The sequence below is a fragment of the Ohtaekwangia koreensis genome (genome assembly GCF_900167975.1).
GTDB classification, from domain to species: domain Bacteria; phylum Bacteroidota; class Bacteroidia; order Cytophagales; family Cyclobacteriaceae; genus Ohtaekwangia; species Ohtaekwangia koreensis.
Genome location: NZ_FUZU01000002.1, coordinates 1,177,449 through 1,193,936, shown reverse-complemented (window position 1 = coordinate 1,193,936; position 16,488 = coordinate 1,177,449). Strand labels below are relative to the sequence as shown.

Below are 16,488 nucleotides of genomic sequence, written 5' to 3'. Positions count from 1 at the left end.
CAACCCAAAAATCCAGTAACATTTGTGAATACTGTTGATCAGTGATATTGAACGCTCGCTGATCAACAGTATATATTTTACTCCCTGACGTAACTGTAAAATTGCTAAGTCCTGGGCAATTAATCAAACCCTGATATATATCTTCTTTTTATCCAAGATATATCCAACAGCCCAGCATGTTAGCATAAAGAAGAATGCAAACAGGAATGAAGCGTTCACAGGATTGGCAAAGCTTCCAAAGAAATCTTTATAGAACCAGCGTTGCAAACTGGCATCTCCGGCAGGAATCATATATAGGGTAATCAGCAATAACTCAGAGAGCAGGTAAATGAACAAAGGGTTCCTACCAAATACGACAAAGAAATAAGTCCACTTCTGTTTCTTTTCTATCTCGATAACAAACATCAGTATTGGTAAGATCAGAAGGTCGAGCCCTACGGTTAGCAACACAAAAGAACTTGTCCAGATTTTCTTGTTGATTGGGAACACCATATTCCACGTAAGTGCTATTAAAATGAGCACAGCACCGGTCATGAGTAATTTAGCGATAGTCTCATAGGAGTTGCCACGCTTGCGAATGAAATCTCCTGCGAGGTAACCAAAGATTACATTCACGATCGCTGGCAGCGTGCTTAATATACCTTCGGGATCAAAGGCTATCCCTTCGCCATGGTATAAATGCTTTTCACCGAGCACAAAAAAGTCTAACGAGTTGCCACCGTACCCTGCAAGACTATACGGATCATTCGGATCACCATATATATACAGCAACAACCAGTATCCTAACAATATAAAGATGCTAAATATAGCGGCTACCTTTTTTGAGCCGTAATGAAGTACTACGGAGGCGATGAGGTAACACAAAGCTATTCGCTGCAATACTCCTAAAATCCGTGTACCGCTTATAGGTTTAAATGCGCCTGCTTCGAAATCATAAAACGGGAACCAGTAAAGTAAATATCCTAAGAGAAAAATAATCAGGAATCGCTTTAGCGTCTTTCGCCAGAAAATATTGTCGCCCAGGGATTCATACTTATACATTACAAATGCCATGGCATTGCCAACGGCAAATAAAAATGAAGGGAACACTAAATCTGTTGGTGTAAATCCGTGCCATCGCGCATGCAATAGCGGAGCATAAGAAATAGTCCAGTCGCCTGGAGAATTTACGATGATCATGAAGCACACAGTCATGCCCCTGAAAACATCGAGTGCAAGGAAACGTTGATTTTCTGCCATAGCGAAGTAAGGATTAGGCCTATGCTAAACTCAATTTATTTTTCGAGAGCTGCAAGTACACACGAACACATTTTATAAAGATACTTGCCAAGAGATATAGCATGGGAGAGATCCGGCCATCTATACCATTAACAAGCCCTTTACCCTTACTTCAGCTTTTCATTTTGTTGATGGCGGTCTTTATCGCGGAGTGTTTTCTTTTCAAGATTTTTATGGAAGGCTTCTGTAAGGTTGACGCCTGTCTGATTCGCTAAACATATAACAACCCAGAGTACATCTGCCAGTTCATCACCAAGATCTTTATTCTTATCAGATTCCTTCTCGGATTGCTCACCGTAGCGTCTCGCCATAATGCGCGCCACTTCGCCTACCTCTTCTGTAAGAATAGCCATGTTAGTAAGCTCATTAAAATAACGCACTCCGGTAGTATTGATCCACTGGTCAACCTGTTGCTGGGCTTCTTCGATAGTCATGATGCAGTCTGAATAATTTTAACACAAGATAGAAAACAAATTCTATCGCACTTTACACCCACTATACTGCGCAACGTTCTACTTTGCCAATTCCTCAAAGTCTATATCCAGTACTTCATAATTTCGCCAGCCAATAAAATCGAAGTGCCACCACTCAGAACCGTTTACCTTAAACCCTTGCTTCTCCATGACGCTTATAATAAGTGCACGGTTCTTACGTGCCTCCGGATCTTTAACAGGCGTTGAAGGCCACGCCTCTTTTTGGAAAGAGTCGTATCCGGTAGGCATCTTTAGTTCTTCACCTGTTTTCAGATTTATTATTGTCATATCAATAGCACAGCCGCGATTGTGCCGCGAACCTCTATAGGGTGAAGCAACATACGTGGTGTCTTTATAGACTTCATAAAATCTTACCGTTGCTTTATAGGGCCTGTAAGCATCGAAGATCTTTATACCAAGCCCTTGCTTCTGTAGTTCAGCTTGTGCTCTTTTTACAGCCTCTGCAACGGGTTTACGCGCATAAGCTTTCGACATGTTATAGATCTTTTCACCTGTAAAATTATTCGTTGTTGCATAGCGGATATCGAGTACTATACCAGAAATAAATTTCTCCAGGTCGATCAACTCTTTCTTTGGATTCTGTTTTATACTCGCTTTATACTCCTGAAGATTGGTCACCTTCAACCCATATTTATACTGAGCATTCGTAGCTATTGATGCCGTCAGTAACATGATTATAATCCAGTGCTTCTTCATATTATTTTAAAAGCTTTTTATATAGTGTGGTGTTCTCTTCATCAAAGCAACAAAAGATAACTTCTTTAATTGACTCATTCTGTTGCAGAAAACGATGAACGGTATCAATTGCAATTTCAGCGGCACGCCCTTTCGGGAAGCCATAAATACCCGTGCTGATATTAGGGAAAGCAATGGTATCAATATTGTTGGCAACTGCCAACTGTAACGAATTCCAGTAGGCATTGGCAAGCAGCTGCTCTTCATCTTTGTTACCACCATTCCATACCGGGCCAACGGTATGGATAACATACTTTGCCTTTAGCCGACCACCACTCGTGATAACAGCTTCACCCGTTTTACATCCGCCTTGTTTATTTCGAATCTGCCCACACTCTTCAAGTATCTGCGAACCACCAGCCCGATGAATGGCTCCATCGACACCGCCGCCTCCCAACAAACTACTATTGGCAGCATTCACAATTGCATCGACATCCTGCTTTGTTATATCTCCCTGAAGTATAGCGATGCGGTTCATACTTTATTTTTTGTATCGATAACAATGGTGACCGGTCCGTCATTCAGTAAACTTACTTTCATATCGGCTCCGAATGTTCCGGTCTGTACCTGCTTTCCCAACGCGAGCTCTACTGCTTTTATAAATTTCTCATAAATAGGTATAGCTATATCAGGTTTGGATGCTTTTAGATACGAAGGACGATTTCCTTTCTTTGTACTGGCGTGCAAGGTAAACTGACTCACGATAATAATATCACCACCGTCTTCTTTGACACTTACATTCATTACACCTTCAGCATCATTAAAGATGCGCAGGTTAACGATCTTGGAGGAAAGCCAGTCTATATCATCTTGTGTATCGGCATCTTCAATGCCTACTAGTATCAATAGGCCCTTATCAATGGAAGCCTTCACCTGGTTGTTGATCGTAACCGAAGAAGAAGTAACACGTTGAATGACTGCCAGCATTCTTTATATTTTTTTAATTGACGAAAATAAAGTCATGCACCTATATCTCTCAAAAGATATAGACTGAAAATTGACTGCCTAAGATAAGAAAATTATACCATCAGAATTGCTGAAGGTCTTTGGATTCATGTATATGAATTCCGGGGTGTTCCTGCGAAGCAAAGTGCAGCATGGCTGCCGCTACTTTTGCTGAATCTATAGCTTTGTATTTCTTAGGGATCAGAAATCCGAAGATCTTATAAATTATTTTTGCTGCATCTTCACCGGAGCGTTGCTCCGATCGTGGCCCCAACAAAAGAGATGGCCTGAAGATATGTACAGCCTGAAAATTTTCGCGCGAGATCGCTTCTTCAATTTCGCCCTTTACCTGGTTATAGTATATAGATGATTCCTTGTCTGCACCCAACGCAGATACAAGCATATATTGTTTAGCACCACGTTGCTTGCTTGCTTTCGCCAATAGAAAAGGGAAGTAAAAATCCACCTGGTAAAAATTCTCTTTTGTACCTGCTTTTGCCATGGTGGTTCCTAAACAACAGAACACATCATCGGCTTTAAAGTCATCGAGACTTTCGCCAAGTTTTGAAAAATCTATTTTTAGTTGTGTGAGTTTGGGATGTTGGTGGGGAAGATCTTGCCGTGTAAGGGCAATCACCTGAGTATAGCGATCGCTTTCCAATAAACGTTGGAGCAACTGACTACCAATTAAACCGGTGCTCCCGGCAATAAGCGCTGTCTTCATGAGGTGAAGATCCGGGATTTCTCCCATGCTATAAATTTATTGATCTCGCTGCTAAAAGATGTGAAGACAGACATGAGTATACCTATATCATCGGTTAGACCTATGCCTGGAATCCAATCGGGTAAAAAATCAATGGGATTTACAAAGTATATAACAGCCGCTGTTAGCAGCAATAATGGTTTCCAGGGAATTTCACGATAGTGTCCTAACGCATACGCTTTCAAGAGACGCCCCAGTGTAAAGAAGTTTTCTTTTACTTCACCCGTCTTTATATCCTTCCAGTTTACGGTACGGAGTTTCATGGCAAGTTTGGATAGGAGCATTACGAGGCGTCCTTTCTTACCCAGGACTCCCGATGCCTTTTTTATTGCAATGTCAAAGAATACATTTTTAGCCATTGGGCAAAGTTTTTACTCCCAGACAAACAAAAAAGTATGCCTAGAAAGTTCGTTGAATTTCTTTTTTGAGCTCTGTGAGTGCGTGTGCTATAGGATCGACTGTTTTTGTTACTGATTTCTCAAAAATTTTCTTAGACAAATCAAGACTTGTTGCTTCAACCGGCATTTCACTGGATGCATCGTTGATGGTTACGATCAGGTCTTCCTTTGCATTTTTAATAAGGCTCCATACCTCTTCGCTCATATATACTTGCTGCGAAGCGTTGTGATTATATTCATTCCTGATTTCGCTCAACAAGAGTTGATGGAATTCACGTGCGGCCATACCCGATGCATTCAGTCGTACGAGTAAATTTTGCGGAGAAATGCGTTCCAGAAAAAGCGTCATTCGCTCATAGGCCTGCAAACGACTTGGAAGAACGGTCTCAATGCTTCTGCCGCGCACCTCAAGTTTTTTTATCTCTATTTCCTTTTGAACAAAAGTGCGCACCAGCAGGTAAGCGGCATACAAAACAACGGAAGCAGGAATTAAAATTTTACTGAATTCTATAAAGGCGTTCATACGATGTTGATGCGAAGTGTTGGTTTAAAAATCAAATATCTTAAAAATGCTTGAAAATAGGAGAGATTAAAAATCCGGGGATTGGGAAAACCTGAAAAGATGGATGAAGAACTTTACAATCATTGTGTTTACTTCAATCTTTTGTCTTCACCCTTTCGGACTTTCTGACTCAGCTCTATTTTCCTATCTTCCAACAAAGTCGTTATTTCGCGATTGTTTCATACTTCTATGAACCCTAAAAAGTTAAGAGGTGTTTAGTTTGCTTTAGAACAGCTATTCCATGTTTGACAATATTCAACCTGTAACTATTTCAACGCGCGCGGCCGAAGAAATCTTGAAGATTATGCAGACCAAGAATATCCCTGCCGGCTATGGATTGCGCATCGGCATAAAAGGTGGTGGCTGCGGGGGCGTTTCCCTGATCATCGGCTTCGACAAACAAAAAGAAACCGATCTCGCGTACACGATCGCAAACATTCCGGTGTTCGTTGATAAAAAGCATACCATGTATATTATTGGTAAAGAGGTTGATTTTTATGAAGGCGAGGATACGCGCGGATTTATGTTTGTTGATCCCAAGGCATCTGTTCCCAACAGTGAATCGTGATATTTAACACCTCATCGTCTCAACAGCCGTCTATTTATACTCTCAGCCCCCAAGTTCCGGGTCATCGAAGAAACTCTAAATAAAATTCTTCGTGAAGTTTATTTTTCTTCAATAACTTCTTTTTTCTAATTTGACTTATTGAAATGATATTCGGATATGGTCAGAGAGAAAAAATTCAATACGTATACTGCCAATAGATTGCCTATAGCAACATGCCTCCTCTCTATACTATTACTTCTTTTCACATGCTACATTTCCCAAGCACAGATCCGGGAAACCAAGGGGCAATTAAAATTAACAGGGGAAGTTGTCCTTGAAAAAGAATATACCGGGGATTTCAAAATAATCGTGTTGAAGATTACTTCCGGCATCGATACTATCAAAATAGTTAAACCTAAAATAAAGAGGAGACAGGAAAATAGGATAGCCTACACGTTAAGTTTTGAGAACCATCAACTTTATAATGTTATTTTTCTTCCTGACACCACCAAGAGTACTCCTGTGGAAATCATGATCGACACAAAAGTACCAGATCGATTTGCAAAAAATCTATTCTACTTGCCGCTCAATGTTCAATTAAGACGTTTTTCTCCAGGAAAGAAATCCAAAAAGAGATTGATCAGAGTATGGTTCGATCCGAAGTCAGAAATATACGACAGTGTTGAAAAATTAAATTGATCAACGCACGTATTCTGTTCATCGTAATGCTTTCATTCATTTGATAACCGGCATTCGTTCATGAGCAATTCACAAAGTATACTTTACACTATAGGACATTCCACGCATACAAGCGCCTACTTCCTGGAGCTTCTTCAATTATACTCAATAGATTGCCTGGTGGATGTCAGGAGCATGGCGGCCAGTCGGTATAATCCGCAGTATAACAAAAAAGCGCTCGCTTCCTTCCTGAAAGAGAACAGCATTCAGTATCTCCATTTCGATAAAGAGTTCGGTGCACGACAAACCTCTCCCGAATTACTGGATGAAGCCGGACAACTTGATTTTGAGAAGGTAAGAAACGCCACGCATTTCAAAAATGGCGTTGACCGCTTGAAGCAAGGTGTTGCAAAGGGATATACTATAGCATTAATGTGCGCGGAAAGCGATCCGCTCGACTGTCATAGGTTTGGCATGATATCTACAGCTTTAACAGAACAAGGATTTGATATCAATCACATTCTGAAAGATAAAACACTAAAGACCAACGCAGCGCTTGAGGAAGAACTTTTGAAAAAATATGAAAAGAAACTCCCGCAACAAGATATATTTACTAGCGTTGTCAATCGCGAAGCACGACTCAAAGCAGCATACCGGCTGCTGAACAAAGATATAGCGTATGCTCCGGGACAGATTTGATGTTAATCTATACTTTTAAAAAACTGTTGCTTGAAACAATACTTACTTCAATCAGGGTTATTAGACAGATTACGAACACTTACTATAACACCTGATTCTATTGCTTTTGATAATAACGATATAAAGAGCCGTACCCCTGCTCTTATACACAAGAAGGATATCGCTGACATTAAGTTTGACACTACTCCTATTCGGTTTTATCATTTTTATTTGGGCGATAGATATAGTATATCAATCAAAGACATAAACAATAAAGTACTATCGATTCGTTTTAAAAATTACCTTGGCATTCGGAAACATTATCGTGCTATATATGTAGAACTTGCCGACTTGCTTTGGGAGTACTTCCTAAAAGATATAGCGGATCGATACGAGGAAGAGTTCTTTGAACAAAAGAAAGATTTAGTACTAGGTAAACTGAAGCTAACGCAGGATGGCATTATTGTATCCGGAACCGGCTTACGTTTTACATGGCAGGAAGTGGACTTCAAATCCTATAGGCGATTCTTTGTTCTATCGAAACGAGACAAGCCTGAATTTCATATCTGGATAGACTATAATGAGTGGCACTCCGAAATCCTCTACAATATTATCAGTGCTATTCTGGATCAGAAAAACAATATATCATGAATACGGAGGCTACAAAAATTCAATGCATTTTTATCCCGCAGATTTCACAGATTAACGCAGACTTTATTTTTTGTTGATTCTTATGTTAGACTGCATTTTGCATTATCTGCGTCACTCTGCGAGTTCTGCAGGAAAAATTCCGGATCAAAAGAATAGTATATCATGAATATGGCGATCATAATTCCTGATAAGGAGGCTATAAAATTCAATGCATTTTTATCCGCAGATTTCACAGATTGACGCAGATTCTTAAATGCATTTTAGACATGAAATCCGCAGGAAAAATTATGATCTCTCAGATATATACTATCGTCTCAACGTCAAACTGACCGAAGCGCGTCTGCATTTGCCTCCGATAGGAGGATTGAGTTTTGAGATTTTTAGTTCTACTGCTTTGGCTGCAGGTAGTGCTTTCAAAACATCGTCTGCGATTTTTCCGGCAACTGTTTCAAGGAGCTTCGAGGGTTTACCCATCTCTTCTTTTACAATGCGGAAAAGCGTTTCATAATTAACGGTGCCGAGCAGATCATCATGCTCGGCAGCCGTTGCAAAATCTGTATCTACCGCTATATCTACTTCAAACCAATTGCCCGATTCACGTTCATGAGGATATACACCATGGTAGGCATGAAACTCAAGACCTTCGAGCGCTACACGTCCGCTCATGCAATTTCGTCAAAGAAGGATTTCATTACTTTTTTTGCCGGAACGGGAGCAGGTGCAGATATCATTACCTCTTCAAATACTGGAGGCGGAGGTTCAACAGGAGTTTCTTTAGCTGCTTCTTTTGGAGTTTCTTTTTGGATGACGGGTTCTTTATATGCTACCGGCTCTTTGTAAGCAACGGGTTCTTTTGGCGCAACAGGTTCTTCCTGAATAGCAGCTACTGCTGGCTTGGGCTCAGGTCTTTCTTCCGCGCGGTATTGATTTGGAAAAGCAATCTTCTTGGCTTCACGTTTTGCCATAGCAAGATGCTGATCAGGATTGAAATCTTTTGTATATACTCTGGCGCGCTCTACGCGATCTATAGTATCATTGGCAAGACGCTTCAGGTCCGCCAACAAATCTTCACGGTTTGTCTCAAGCTTCTTGTAGTTCTCCACCATCATTTTGAGGCGGTCTTCCATTTGCTCTACAATTTCTTTCGCGCGCTGATCAGATTCTTCTATAGTATCTCTCGCTTTTGTTTTAGCCTCATGCAGTATAGCATCTGCTTTCATCTGCGATTCTTTCAAATGCAAGTCTGCCGCATAACGTGCCTGCTCAATAACATTAGCACCGGTATCTTCTGCTGTCTTTAAAGTTTTGTAAAGAGAACTTTCAACTTCGCGAAGCTTAGTCACTTCACGTTCAGTAGCTTCTAATTTTATACGAAGCTCCTTGTTCTCATCCATGGTGCGTTCCCATTCCTGCGACAGCGTGAGCAAAAAAGCATTAACTTCATCTGTCTGATAGCCGCGGAAGTTCTTCTCGAACGTCTTCTGGCGAATGTCTAGTGGTGTTACTCTCATAATTACTAAAAAGTTTAAAAAATGATATTCCAGACGGAAATAGTGCGATCATCACTGGCACTTACCAGTTGATTCTCATAGTTGGTCCATAAAACTTTATTCACGGAAGTTCCATGTCCTGCATGCCGCGCCCGGTCTATGACCTTGAGCAGCCTGAGCTCATCCAACTTCCACACTTTTAAGGACTTATCCATGCTACAAGTTACGAAATGTTTGTTATCCGGGCTAAAATCGATGTGATTTATCGCATATAGGTGCGCTACCACTTCGGCTGCCTGGATATACTGGTTGTTAACATCCCAAACTTTTAACCTTGCATCGCGTGAGCCACTCATCAAAAAATGTCCATCCGGAGTATAGCGAATGGTAAATATAGAGTTAGCGTGCGCCTGCCAGGCGTGCTTCAATTGCAGGTTAGTATCAAATACCCGGATATAGTGATCGCTATAGCCCACTACGATGTCTCCATTGGTGGGATGGATCGCGATGGTGCGCGCACTTTTTTCAGAGGACTGATCTTTTGTCAATATACTCATGGACGACAGCGCTATTTTTATTACAGTGCCGTCACCCGTTGCCACAAACACGTCATCGTGGTTTGACTGTATATCAAAGATCGATGCCTTGGTTAATTGTAACGATGCTGCTTCTGTTTTATTCTTCCAGTCCAGTACATGAATGCCTTCATAGTTATGACCTGCCAACAGGAAGTTACTTGGGGCATGATGATGTAAAGCATATACTGAGTTGGGAAGTTTAGCAATCAGCTCACCGTTTTCAGGATCGCTTAAATTCCATGCCACCACCATGCCATCACCTGCTCCCGAGAAAAAAAGATTGTCGTTGCCCGAACGTGCTAAGGTATAGACACAGTCGTTATGCCCCCGGAGTGTATGACGTTTTATTACTTCTATCTTCGACATCCTTGAATTAAACGGCAAAGTTCTAACTTTCAGGGATGTTTTTAAAATAAAATGCTTAAATCCGAAAACACCGAACTGTAAAGAAGGTATACCTGAATGGCATTAGAAGAAATAGAGATTACCAAAGACCGCGGCAGGGCGTTATGGAAAATTGAAGAGGATGAAGATGAACTGCAGAAGATGATCGGAACGGTTGATCCCATACCAGCCTCTGTGCATAATCCTAAAAAACGAATGGAGTGGCTCGCAGGCCGTGTCGTTGTAAAGGCTATACTTGAGCAACTCGGGCTAACCTTTAAAGGTATTGTGAAAGATGAATTTGGGAAACCTTTTCCAAAGGCCTATGACTACCAGCTTTCGCTAAGTCATTCGTATCCGTATGTAACTGCGCTTGTAGATCGCGAACCTCCAACCGGTATAGACCTCGAACAGCCTAAAGAAAAACTTCTGCGTATAGCCCCACGGGTATTTCGACACGATGAGTTGAAAGATGCCGGCAGGGATATTACGAAGCTCTGCATCTACTGGTGTGCAAAGGAAGCCTTGATAAAAGTATACGGCAAAAAAGATCTTACCTTGGCAGAAAACCTGATTATAAGCCCTTTTTCACGGGAATCTGAGGGTAACATTCTTGGCAGCATTATTGTCAAAGATGTAGAAACGATAATACCTTTATACTACAAGGTTTATCCAAACTTTGTAGTGGTATATACTAAACGTAACGCGTCATGAGAAAACTCATCGGACTATGGTTCATACTGGTTGCCTGTTTTATTGCAAAAGCACAGCCTGTCCAGGATTTTAAATTGGTAAATGTATTGAATGGAAATACAGTGTCATTGGGTACATATCCTTCGTGCTCCGGTATTGTAATCATCTTTACCAGCAACGCTTGTCCGTATGATGAATATTATCGTGCGCGTATCAATAAATTATCACGTGACTATGCGGACAAGGTCCCTGTGCTGTTGGTGAATTCACATGTTGATGCCAATGAATCTACAGATGCCATGACCCGGAAAGCACAGCAGGCAGGCATTACCTTGCCATACCTAGCCGATAAAGATCAAACCTTAATGACTGCACTGGGCGCCACGAAAAGTCCTGCAGTATATTTACTGAAGAATGAAGGTGGAAAATTTTCGGTAGTCTATAAGGGTGCGATTGACGACAATGCCCAGGTGGAAGCAGACGTTCGTCACCATCACCTGAAGGATGCAATTGATATTATGCTGGCCAATCAAGGCATTCAAACAACGGAAGTACGCCCTGTGGGATGTACTATCAGAAAGAAATAATAAAGTACCGGCTGAGGTTTCAGGATGCTAGTATAGATCAACATCCTGAAACCTGAAGCCAGTGACTGACTATACATCTATAGCGTCGTATACAATAACCTTCTCCCACAAATGCGAATAGTTCTCTACAAACTTTTTGTGGATAGGATGCACTTGGTAAACATCCTGACCAGCTACATCGTCAAAGAAAATTAGTTCAGAAGCACTATAGCTGTTATCGACTACATCGCGCTTTTCTGTGCTGGCCGGTACGCCTATATATATACTGCGTACGGTTTCAATTTTCCTTAGCGTGTTAAGACCTTCCAGAAGCTTATTCAGATCTTCCTTGGAGTCACGGTTCTTCAACCAGAAGAATACGTGGTGTGCGAGTTGTTTTTTGCTTTTTGTTTCCATAGATGTTAATGACATACCTGAAGCCACACCGGCTGTTAATACAGCTGCGCTGGCGATGAATGTTCTGCGGGTTTGGGACATACGCTGATACTGTAAGATTTGAAATCCAATTTTACGGGTTGAAAATACAAAAAATTAACTATGCGTTGAACGATCTGTGATCAGCGGTGTACCACAGGCCTTTAAAGCAGCGTATTGATTTTCTACTCAGTTATCTCAATGCGATTTCCTTCGGGATCCAGCACTACGCTTTCATAATAACCATCTCCTGTTGTGCGCGGTTCACCCACTATTTCATAACCATCTGCGCGGAGTTGTTCGGTGAGTGTATCTACTTGTTCTTTGCTTCCGGTAGATATAGCAAAGTGAATGAGTCCGGTGAATTGCTTGTAAACATCATTTTCATTTGCCGGAATATTGGGCATCTTCATGATCTCTAACCGGCAGTCGTTCTCAAAATTTAAAAAATAAGATTCAAAGTTCTTTTTTGGATTGATGTATTTCTCACCGGCAGTAACGTTGAAATACTTTTCGTAAAAAGCTCTCATTTTTTCAAGGTCGTGTGTCCAGATAGCGAGATGATCTATTCTCATAGTCTATATTTCAGTTTTGTATTTTATTGCCCGCAGACTTTCACAGATAAGCGCAGATCTTTTTTAACGAATGAAATGTATATCGCTGGAAACTCCGGAGGGTTTTACGAATATATATTTATTGTTCATTTCAGATAATCAGGGAACGCTATTCCCGGTTTCAGCACGTCATCTGGTATAGGTTCTTTTCGTTCTATTTTTAGAGGCACTACACCAGCCCATATATCCAGATTATAATCATCGTCATCATCTTTCGGTCCGCCTGTTCGAACCTTGGCAGATGCCTCCTGTATATCAAATGATAATACCATGGTAGCCTTCCACTCACCTGCATCGGGTTTACGTACATCATCCCAACGGCCCGGCTGCAGCTTGTTGGTAAAAACTTCGAGCACGGTATATAGCTCGCCCTGATCTTCCACCTTGGTAGCCTCACTAAAAACAACCACTGAACGATAATTTACAGAATGATGAAATGCCGAGCGCGCCAGCACCAATCCATCCATAAACGTTACACTGATGCATACCGGTAATTTCTTTTCTGCAAGTTCGCGCATGTAGAAACTCCCCACCGAACCGTGTATATATAGTTTATTGTCTATTCTACAAAAGCCTGTTGGAATTTGAAACGGCTGTCCATCGCGTACATAGGCAAGTGTACAGAACATCGCCTCATCAAGGATGCTATATACAGTTTCCTTATCGTATACGCCACGCTTTGGTAAACGTGTGATTTCAGTTTTATCAGTGATAGAGAATTTTTCCATGGAAGTATATATTTATAGATAAGGATCAGCGTGCTCTGGGAATGATGAAGCATTCTGTATTTCGCTCCATGCCAATTCTGGGATAGTAATTTACAGCCTTGGGAGCAGCCAACAGGATGAGCGTTGTATTCGCACCCGATACATCATGCGTTCTTTTTATTAACTCTTTCCCTATACCTTGTTTCTGATACGCTTCATCAACTGCGAGATCGGACAGATAACAACAAAATGAGAAATCGCTGAGCGCTCTTGAAATACCAATGAGTTTGTCGCCATCCCAGGCTGTGATGAGTATATTACCGTGCTTCAACATAAGGTTGATACGATCTAAATCGTCTACGGGTCTTCGTTCGGCAAGTGTAGATCGCTTTAGCACATCTATAAACTGACCAGCAGAAATAGTACGGTTGTCGTGGTACTGAATGGAGAGCATGGTAATGGGGTTTGAATTGAACTAACTATATACATTCGGGCGATGCAATTCCATATAGGTTTCGGGCGTTTTTAGTAGAGTAAACCCATAGCGCTCGTAAAGTGAGTGTGCATCGCGCGTAACCAATATCATACGTCTGAAGGTCTGCAACTCTTTTATGTCAAAGATAAATTTCATCAGTTGTTTCGATAGGCCTTTTCCTCGATACTGTTCATCAATGAAAACATCCGCCAGATAACCAAACGTTGCATAATCTGTCACCAATCGAGCGAAACCTATTTGCTGATCCGCTATATATACTCCAAAGCATAACGAGTTTTCGATAGATCGTTCTACTGTCTCAAGCGGAATTCCTTTTGCCCAGTATAGTTGCGTTGAAGCAACCTTATGAACATACGGTATATCTATACGTGTACGATCGGAGCTGAATATAAACCCATCGATGGTTTGCTGTTTCACGATATCCATAAAATTACCGGGCGATTTTTAATACAATCTTGCCAAACTGATCGCTGTTTTCCATTCGTTGGAAAGCTTCATTTACCTGGTCGATGGAATATACCTGGTCGATAACAGGTTTGATTTTCCTGCCTTCAATAAAATCCAGCATCGATAAGAATTCATCTCGTGTTCCCATGGTTGTACCAAGAACAGAAAGTTGCTTCCAATAGAGCAATCGCGTGGCTACTTCGGTAATGTTGCCGGCCGTGCGACCGAAGTTTACAATTCTTCCACCGGGCAAGGCAAGCTCAATGAGTTTATTGAATTGATCACCACCTGCACTGTCAATAATAATATCGAAGCCTCCGGTTTCCTTCTGTGCCTTGGTTGCCCACTCCGGATCTTTATAGTTAAAACCACCAAGCGCTCCAAGCCTCTTTGCCTTTTCTATTTTTTCGTCTGAACCGGACGTTACATATACCCGCGCCTGATAGGCAACAGCAAATTGCAATGCCCACAACGCTGCTCCTCCTCCTATCCCTGTGATCAATACTTTTTCTTTAGAGCGCAATCTTGCTTTCGAGAACAATGCGCGGTAAGCAGTAAGACCAGACAACGGTACGGCAGCTGATTCTTCGAAGGTGAGATGCTCCGGCTTTTCAAATATATATTTCTTCGAGATCGCCAGGTAATCACTGAAGGTTCCGTTATCCGGGAAACCGAGAATTCTAAACCTGTCACCTTGCACGATCGGATTATCACCCCAGTCCAAACTTGGATTGATCACAACTTCCAATCCTACCAACATTGGATCTGCATCCTCTCCTACATCTTCAATTACACCACAACCATCCGAACCCAATACAATTCCATCCGGAAAATGCTGTGCTTGTTCTTTGATCACCCACAGATCGCGATGATTGAGCGCAGCATAATGCATGCGAATCAGCACTTGATCTTTTACCAGTCGTGGCTTTTTAAATTCCTGAACTTCTACCGGATAATCTTTGCCTTTAAAAAGGACAGCTCTTTTTTTGGATGCGAACATAAAATCAGTTTCAAAAAGAAACCTCATCCGTGCAACTTCCCTGAAAGGAAAGTATCTGGATGAGGTTTAGGCAATTCTTAATTTTATTTTTAACTATATTTAGCAAGTATATATTTCAACCTCACCACAAGCTCTTCCGGAAATGTTTAATACATGGTCCAGTAAGGCAAGGTTTAAACGTGAATGATATAATTCCATCCGTGCTTGTCGGGTTCAACACCCATACGGATATCATTTAATTTTTTCTTCACGCGAAGCTGGAAGCTGTCTGGTCCGGCCTCTGGTATAATTAAATCATTTCCTTTGATTTTGATTACGGCAATCGGCGCCACAACGGCAGCGGTACCTGTTCCGAAAGCTTCTGTTACAGAGCCATCTTTCAAGCCAGCTTCAATTTCATCGATGCTTACTTTACGTTCTTCAACCGTAACGCCCATATCTTTTGCAAGCGTTAAAATTGTGTCACGCGTAATACCATCGAGAATGGCTGTTGTCAATTTAGGTGTGACGAGTTTTCCGTTGATCACGAACATCACGTTCATCATACCAACCTCATCTATATACTTATGCTCTTTGTGATCCGTCCAAAGAATTTGATCGAAGCCCTCCTCACGTGCAATCTGTGTAGGATAAAATGCTCCGCCATAATTACCCGCACATTTAGCAAAGCCAGTACCTCCTTCAGCAGTACGTACGTATGTATCTTCTACTTTCAGGCGGTATGGTTTAGCCTGGTATGCAGCTACAGGACTATTGATAATTATAAATTTGAAATGATCGGCAACTTTAACACCGAGTCTTGCTTCGTAAGCAAACATGAATGGACGAATATAGAATGAAGATCCTTCGCTGGTAGGGATCCAATCTTTATCGAGTTCAATCAACGCGCGTAGTGACTGAATAAAAGCTTCCTCGCTGATCTGCGGCATACACATACGATCGAGTGATCTGTTGAAACGTGCATGGTGTTTCTGCGGACGAAATATATTGATGTTACCATCATTCATGAAGAAGGCTTTCATCCCTTCGAATACTGCCTGACCATAATGAAGTGAAAGCATCGCGGGACTCATGAGCATATCACCATATGGGAAAATTGCAGGCTCATGCCATTTACCATCTTTAAAATCTGCGACCACCATGTGGTCAGCAATGTATTTTCCGAATTCCAGGTTATTGAAATCAACTTCTTTGATTCTCGATTTCGCAATACGCTGCACTGGGATTGAAGTCGTTAAAGTTGTCATGATATTAAAGAGTTACAGGGTGAAATTTCCTAATTATTGCTGACATATCCCTGCCTGCGGGTATATTTTCTATCGCAAGCCCTAAATCTTTTGTATTCCTGT

General features: G+C 41.5%; 24 protein-coding genes. 6 read left to right on the top strand and 18 right to left on the bottom strand.

What is annotated here, in order from left to right:
- Positions 1–123: 123 nt before the first annotated feature.
- The 8 genes from B5Y40_RS18245 to B5Y40_RS18210 form a co-directional block, all read right to left on the bottom strand.
- A complete protein-coding gene (locus tag B5Y40_RS18245; protein WP_079688221.1) occupies positions 124–1,239 on the bottom strand; it encodes an acyltransferase family protein in 1,116 nt (371 codons plus the stop codon).
- 146 nt (positions 1,240–1,385) lie between these two features.
- Positions 1,386–1,712, bottom strand: a complete 327-nt coding sequence (locus tag B5Y40_RS18240) for a nucleotide pyrophosphohydrolase (protein WP_079688219.1) — start codon at positions 1,710–1,712, stop codon at positions 1,386–1,388.
- 78 nt (positions 1,713–1,790) lie between these two features.
- Positions 1,791–2,468, bottom strand: a complete 678-nt coding sequence (locus B5Y40_RS18235; protein ID WP_079688217.1) for a M15 family metallopeptidase — start codon at positions 2,466–2,468, stop codon at positions 1,791–1,793.
- Between the two features lies 1 nt (position 2,469).
- Entirely contained in the window at positions 2,470–2,985 is a 516-nt protein-coding gene (locus tag B5Y40_RS18230; RefSeq protein WP_079688216.1) for an O-acetyl-ADP-ribose deacetylase, read from the bottom strand.
- Complete coding sequence (dtd, locus tag B5Y40_RS18225) at positions 2,982–3,434, bottom strand: D-aminoacyl-tRNA deacylase (RefSeq protein WP_079688214.1); 453 nt, start codon at positions 3,432–3,434, stop codon at positions 2,982–2,984. Before dtd ends, B5Y40_RS18230 begins: the two co-directional genes overlap by 4 nt.
- Positions 3,435–3,534: 100 nt before the next feature.
- Positions 3,535–4,203 carry an oxidoreductase gene (locus tag B5Y40_RS18220; protein WP_079688213.1) on the bottom strand — a complete coding sequence of 223 codons (669 nt, stop codon included), beginning with the start codon at positions 4,201–4,203 and terminating at the stop codon, positions 3,535–3,537.
- On the bottom strand, positions 4,173–4,574 hold the full coding sequence (locus tag B5Y40_RS18215) for a YkvA family protein (protein WP_079688212.1): 402 nt from the start codon (positions 4,572–4,574) through the stop codon (positions 4,173–4,175). The genes B5Y40_RS18220 and B5Y40_RS18215 overlap by 31 nt, the downstream gene beginning before the upstream one ends.
- 40 nt (positions 4,575–4,614) lie before the next feature.
- Positions 4,615–5,136: a DUF7935 family protein gene (locus B5Y40_RS18210; RefSeq protein ID WP_079688211.1), complete on the bottom strand. Its 522-nt coding sequence runs from the start codon at positions 5,134–5,136 to the stop codon at positions 4,615–4,617.
- Between the two features lie 280 nt (positions 5,137–5,416).
- Here B5Y40_RS18210 and B5Y40_RS18205 point away from each other — a divergent pair, with 280 nt between their 5' ends.
- The 4 genes from B5Y40_RS18205 to B5Y40_RS18190 all read left to right on the top strand — a co-directional run bounded on the left by B5Y40_RS18205 (position 5,417) and on the right by B5Y40_RS18190 (position 7,729).
- Positions 5,417–5,743 (top strand): HesB/IscA family protein, encoded by a 327-nt coding sequence (locus tag B5Y40_RS18205; RefSeq protein ID WP_079688209.1) that lies wholly within the window; start codon positions 5,417–5,419, stop codon positions 5,741–5,743.
- Positions 5,744–5,899: 156 nt separating this feature from the next.
- On the top strand, positions 5,900–6,421 hold the full coding sequence (locus tag B5Y40_RS18200; RefSeq protein ID WP_079688208.1) for a hypothetical protein: 522 nt from the start codon (positions 5,900–5,902) through the stop codon (positions 6,419–6,421).
- A 60-nt stretch (positions 6,422–6,481) separates the two neighbouring features.
- Entirely contained in the window at positions 6,482–7,099 is a 618-nt protein-coding gene (locus tag B5Y40_RS18195; RefSeq protein ID WP_079688206.1) for a DUF488 domain-containing protein, read from the top strand.
- A gap of 30 nt (positions 7,100–7,129) precedes the next feature.
- Positions 7,130–7,729: a hypothetical protein gene (locus B5Y40_RS18190; RefSeq protein WP_079688204.1), complete on the top strand. Its 600-nt coding sequence runs from the start codon at positions 7,130–7,132 to the stop codon at positions 7,727–7,729.
- 306 nt (positions 7,730–8,035) lie between these two features.
- Here B5Y40_RS18190 and folB read toward each other — a convergent pair whose 3' ends face one another.
- From folB to B5Y40_RS18175, 3 genes are read right to left on the bottom strand one after another with little or no spacing between them, the layout of a single operon-like run.
- Positions 8,036–8,395, bottom strand: coding sequence for a dihydroneopterin aldolase (gene folB / locus B5Y40_RS18185; protein WP_079688203.1), 360 nt, complete (start codon positions 8,393–8,395; stop codon positions 8,036–8,038).
- Positions 8,392–9,240 (bottom strand): DivIVA domain-containing protein, encoded by an 849-nt coding sequence (locus B5Y40_RS18180; protein WP_079688202.1) that lies wholly within the window; start codon positions 9,238–9,240, stop codon positions 8,392–8,394. The genes folB and B5Y40_RS18180 overlap by 4 nt, the downstream gene beginning before the upstream one ends.
- 14 nt (positions 9,241–9,254) lie before the next feature.
- Positions 9,255–10,163, bottom strand: coding sequence for a WD40 repeat domain-containing protein (locus B5Y40_RS18175; protein WP_079688200.1), 909 nt, complete (start codon positions 10,161–10,163; stop codon positions 9,255–9,257).
- Positions 10,164–10,259: 96 nt separating this feature from the next.
- Between B5Y40_RS18175 and B5Y40_RS18170 the strand changes: the two genes are divergently transcribed.
- Both B5Y40_RS18170 and B5Y40_RS18165 read left to right on the top strand, forming a co-directional pair.
- Positions 10,260–10,895 carry a 4'-phosphopantetheinyl transferase family protein gene (locus B5Y40_RS18170; RefSeq protein ID WP_079688199.1) on the top strand — a complete coding sequence of 212 codons (636 nt, stop codon included), beginning with the start codon at positions 10,260–10,262 and terminating at the stop codon, positions 10,893–10,895.
- Complete coding sequence (locus B5Y40_RS18165) at positions 10,892–11,461, top strand: redoxin domain-containing protein (protein ID WP_079688198.1); 570 nt, start codon at positions 10,892–10,894, stop codon at positions 11,459–11,461. The genes B5Y40_RS18170 and B5Y40_RS18165 overlap by 4 nt, the downstream gene beginning before the upstream one ends.
- Positions 11,462–11,530: 69 nt before the next feature.
- On the opposite strand, the gene B5Y40_RS18160 is transcribed toward B5Y40_RS18165, so the two are convergent.
- The 7 genes from B5Y40_RS18160 to B5Y40_RS18130 form a co-directional block, all read right to left on the bottom strand.
- A complete protein-coding gene (locus tag B5Y40_RS18160) occupies positions 11,531–11,938 on the bottom strand; it encodes a Dabb family protein (protein WP_079688197.1) in 408 nt (135 codons plus the stop codon).
- A gap of 122 nt (positions 11,939–12,060) precedes the next feature.
- Positions 12,061–12,450, bottom strand: a complete 390-nt coding sequence (locus tag B5Y40_RS18155; protein ID WP_079688196.1) for a VOC family protein — start codon at positions 12,448–12,450, stop codon at positions 12,061–12,063.
- Between the two features lie 125 nt (positions 12,451–12,575).
- Positions 12,576–13,217 (bottom strand): pyridoxamine 5'-phosphate oxidase family protein, encoded by a 642-nt coding sequence (locus tag B5Y40_RS18150; RefSeq protein WP_079688195.1) that lies wholly within the window; start codon positions 13,215–13,217, stop codon positions 12,576–12,578.
- A 25-nt stretch (positions 13,218–13,242) separates the two neighbouring features.
- The gene (locus tag B5Y40_RS18145; protein ID WP_079688194.1) at positions 13,243–13,650 is read right to left on the bottom strand and encodes a GNAT family N-acetyltransferase; all 408 of its coding nucleotides are present in this window, start codon (positions 13,648–13,650) and stop codon (positions 13,243–13,245) included.
- Between the two features lie 21 nt (positions 13,651–13,671).
- A complete protein-coding gene (locus B5Y40_RS18140; protein ID WP_079688193.1) occupies positions 13,672–14,118 on the bottom strand; it encodes a GNAT family N-acetyltransferase in 447 nt (148 codons plus the stop codon).
- A 4-nt stretch (positions 14,119–14,122) separates the two neighbouring features.
- Positions 14,123–15,139 carry a zinc-binding dehydrogenase gene (locus B5Y40_RS18135; RefSeq protein WP_079688192.1) on the bottom strand — a complete coding sequence of 339 codons (1,017 nt, stop codon included), beginning with the start codon at positions 15,137–15,139 and terminating at the stop codon, positions 14,123–14,125.
- Between the two features lie 173 nt (positions 15,140–15,312).
- Positions 15,313–16,386, bottom strand: a complete 1,074-nt coding sequence (locus tag B5Y40_RS18130; RefSeq protein WP_079688191.1) for a branched-chain amino acid aminotransferase — start codon at positions 16,384–16,386, stop codon at positions 15,313–15,315.
- Between the last annotated feature and the right edge of the window lie 102 nt (positions 16,387–16,488).

Bases quoted from the DNA above. Each gene is read 5' to 3' on its own strand.
- B5Y40_RS18145 (WP_079688194.1), bottom strand. From the start codon at position 13,650: ATGCTCTCCATTCAGTACCACGACAACCGTACTATTTCTGCTGGTCAG.
- B5Y40_RS18150 (WP_079688195.1), bottom strand. From the start codon at position 13,217: ATGGAAAAATTCTCTATCACTGATAAAACTGAAATCACACGTTTACCA.
- B5Y40_RS18240 (WP_079688219.1), bottom strand. From the start codon at position 1,712: ATGACTATCGAAGAAGCCCAGCAACAGGTTGACCAGTGGATCAATACT.
- B5Y40_RS18135 (WP_079688192.1), bottom strand. From the start codon at position 15,139: ATGTTCGCATCCAAAAAAAGAGCTGTCCTTTTTAAAGGCAAAGATTAT.
- B5Y40_RS18235 (WP_079688217.1), bottom strand. From the start codon at position 2,468: ATGAAGAAGCACTGGATTATAATCATGTTACTGACGGCATCAATAGCT.
- folB (WP_079688203.1), bottom strand. From the start codon at position 8,395: ATGAGCGGACGTGTAGCGCTCGAAGGTCTTGAGTTTCATGCCTACCAT.
- B5Y40_RS18230 (WP_079688216.1), bottom strand. From the start codon at position 2,985: ATGAACCGCATCGCTATACTTCAGGGAGATATAACAAAGCAGGATGTC.
- B5Y40_RS18140 (WP_079688193.1), bottom strand. From the start codon at position 14,118: ATGGATATCGTGAAACAGCAAACCATCGATGGGTTTATATTCAGCTCC.
- B5Y40_RS18205 (WP_079688209.1), top strand. From the start codon at position 5,417: ATGTTTGACAATATTCAACCTGTAACTATTTCAACGCGCGCGGCCGAA.
- B5Y40_RS18130 (WP_079688191.1), bottom strand. From the start codon at position 16,386: ATGACAACTTTAACGACTTCAATCCCAGTGCAGCGTATTGCGAAATCG.
- B5Y40_RS18175 (WP_079688200.1), bottom strand. From the start codon at position 10,163: ATGTCGAAGATAGAAGTAATAAAACGTCATACACTCCGGGGGCATAAC.
- dtd (WP_079688214.1), bottom strand. From the start codon at position 3,434: ATGCTGGCAGTCATTCAACGTGTTACTTCTTCTTCGGTTACGATCAAC.
- B5Y40_RS18155 (WP_079688196.1), bottom strand. From the start codon at position 12,450: ATGAGAATAGATCATCTCGCTATCTGGACACACGACCTTGAAAAAATG.
- B5Y40_RS18220 (WP_079688213.1), bottom strand. From the start codon at position 4,203: ATGGGAGAAATCCCGGATCTTCACCTCATGAAGACAGCGCTTATTGCC.
- B5Y40_RS18245 (WP_079688221.1), bottom strand. From the start codon at position 1,239: ATGGCAGAAAATCAACGTTTCCTTGCACTCGATGTTTTCAGGGGCATG.
- B5Y40_RS18200 (WP_079688208.1), top strand. From the start codon at position 5,900: ATGGTCAGAGAGAAAAAATTCAATACGTATACTGCCAATAGATTGCCT.
- B5Y40_RS18165 (WP_079688198.1), top strand. From the start codon at position 10,892: ATGAGAAAACTCATCGGACTATGGTTCATACTGGTTGCCTGTTTTATT.
- B5Y40_RS18210 (WP_079688211.1), bottom strand. From the start codon at position 5,136: ATGAACGCCTTTATAGAATTCAGTAAAATTTTAATTCCTGCTTCCGTT.
- B5Y40_RS18160 (WP_079688197.1), bottom strand. From the start codon at position 11,938: ATGTCCCAAACCCGCAGAACATTCATCGCCAGCGCAGCTGTATTAACA.
- B5Y40_RS18170 (WP_079688199.1), top strand. From the start codon at position 10,260: ATGGCATTAGAAGAAATAGAGATTACCAAAGACCGCGGCAGGGCGTTA.
- B5Y40_RS18215 (WP_079688212.1), bottom strand. From the start codon at position 4,574: ATGGCTAAAAATGTATTCTTTGACATTGCAATAAAAAAGGCATCGGGA.
- B5Y40_RS18180 (WP_079688202.1), bottom strand. From the start codon at position 9,240: ATGAGAGTAACACCACTAGACATTCGCCAGAAGACGTTCGAGAAGAAC.
- B5Y40_RS18195 (WP_079688206.1), top strand. From the start codon at position 6,482: ATGAGCAATTCACAAAGTATACTTTACACTATAGGACATTCCACGCAT.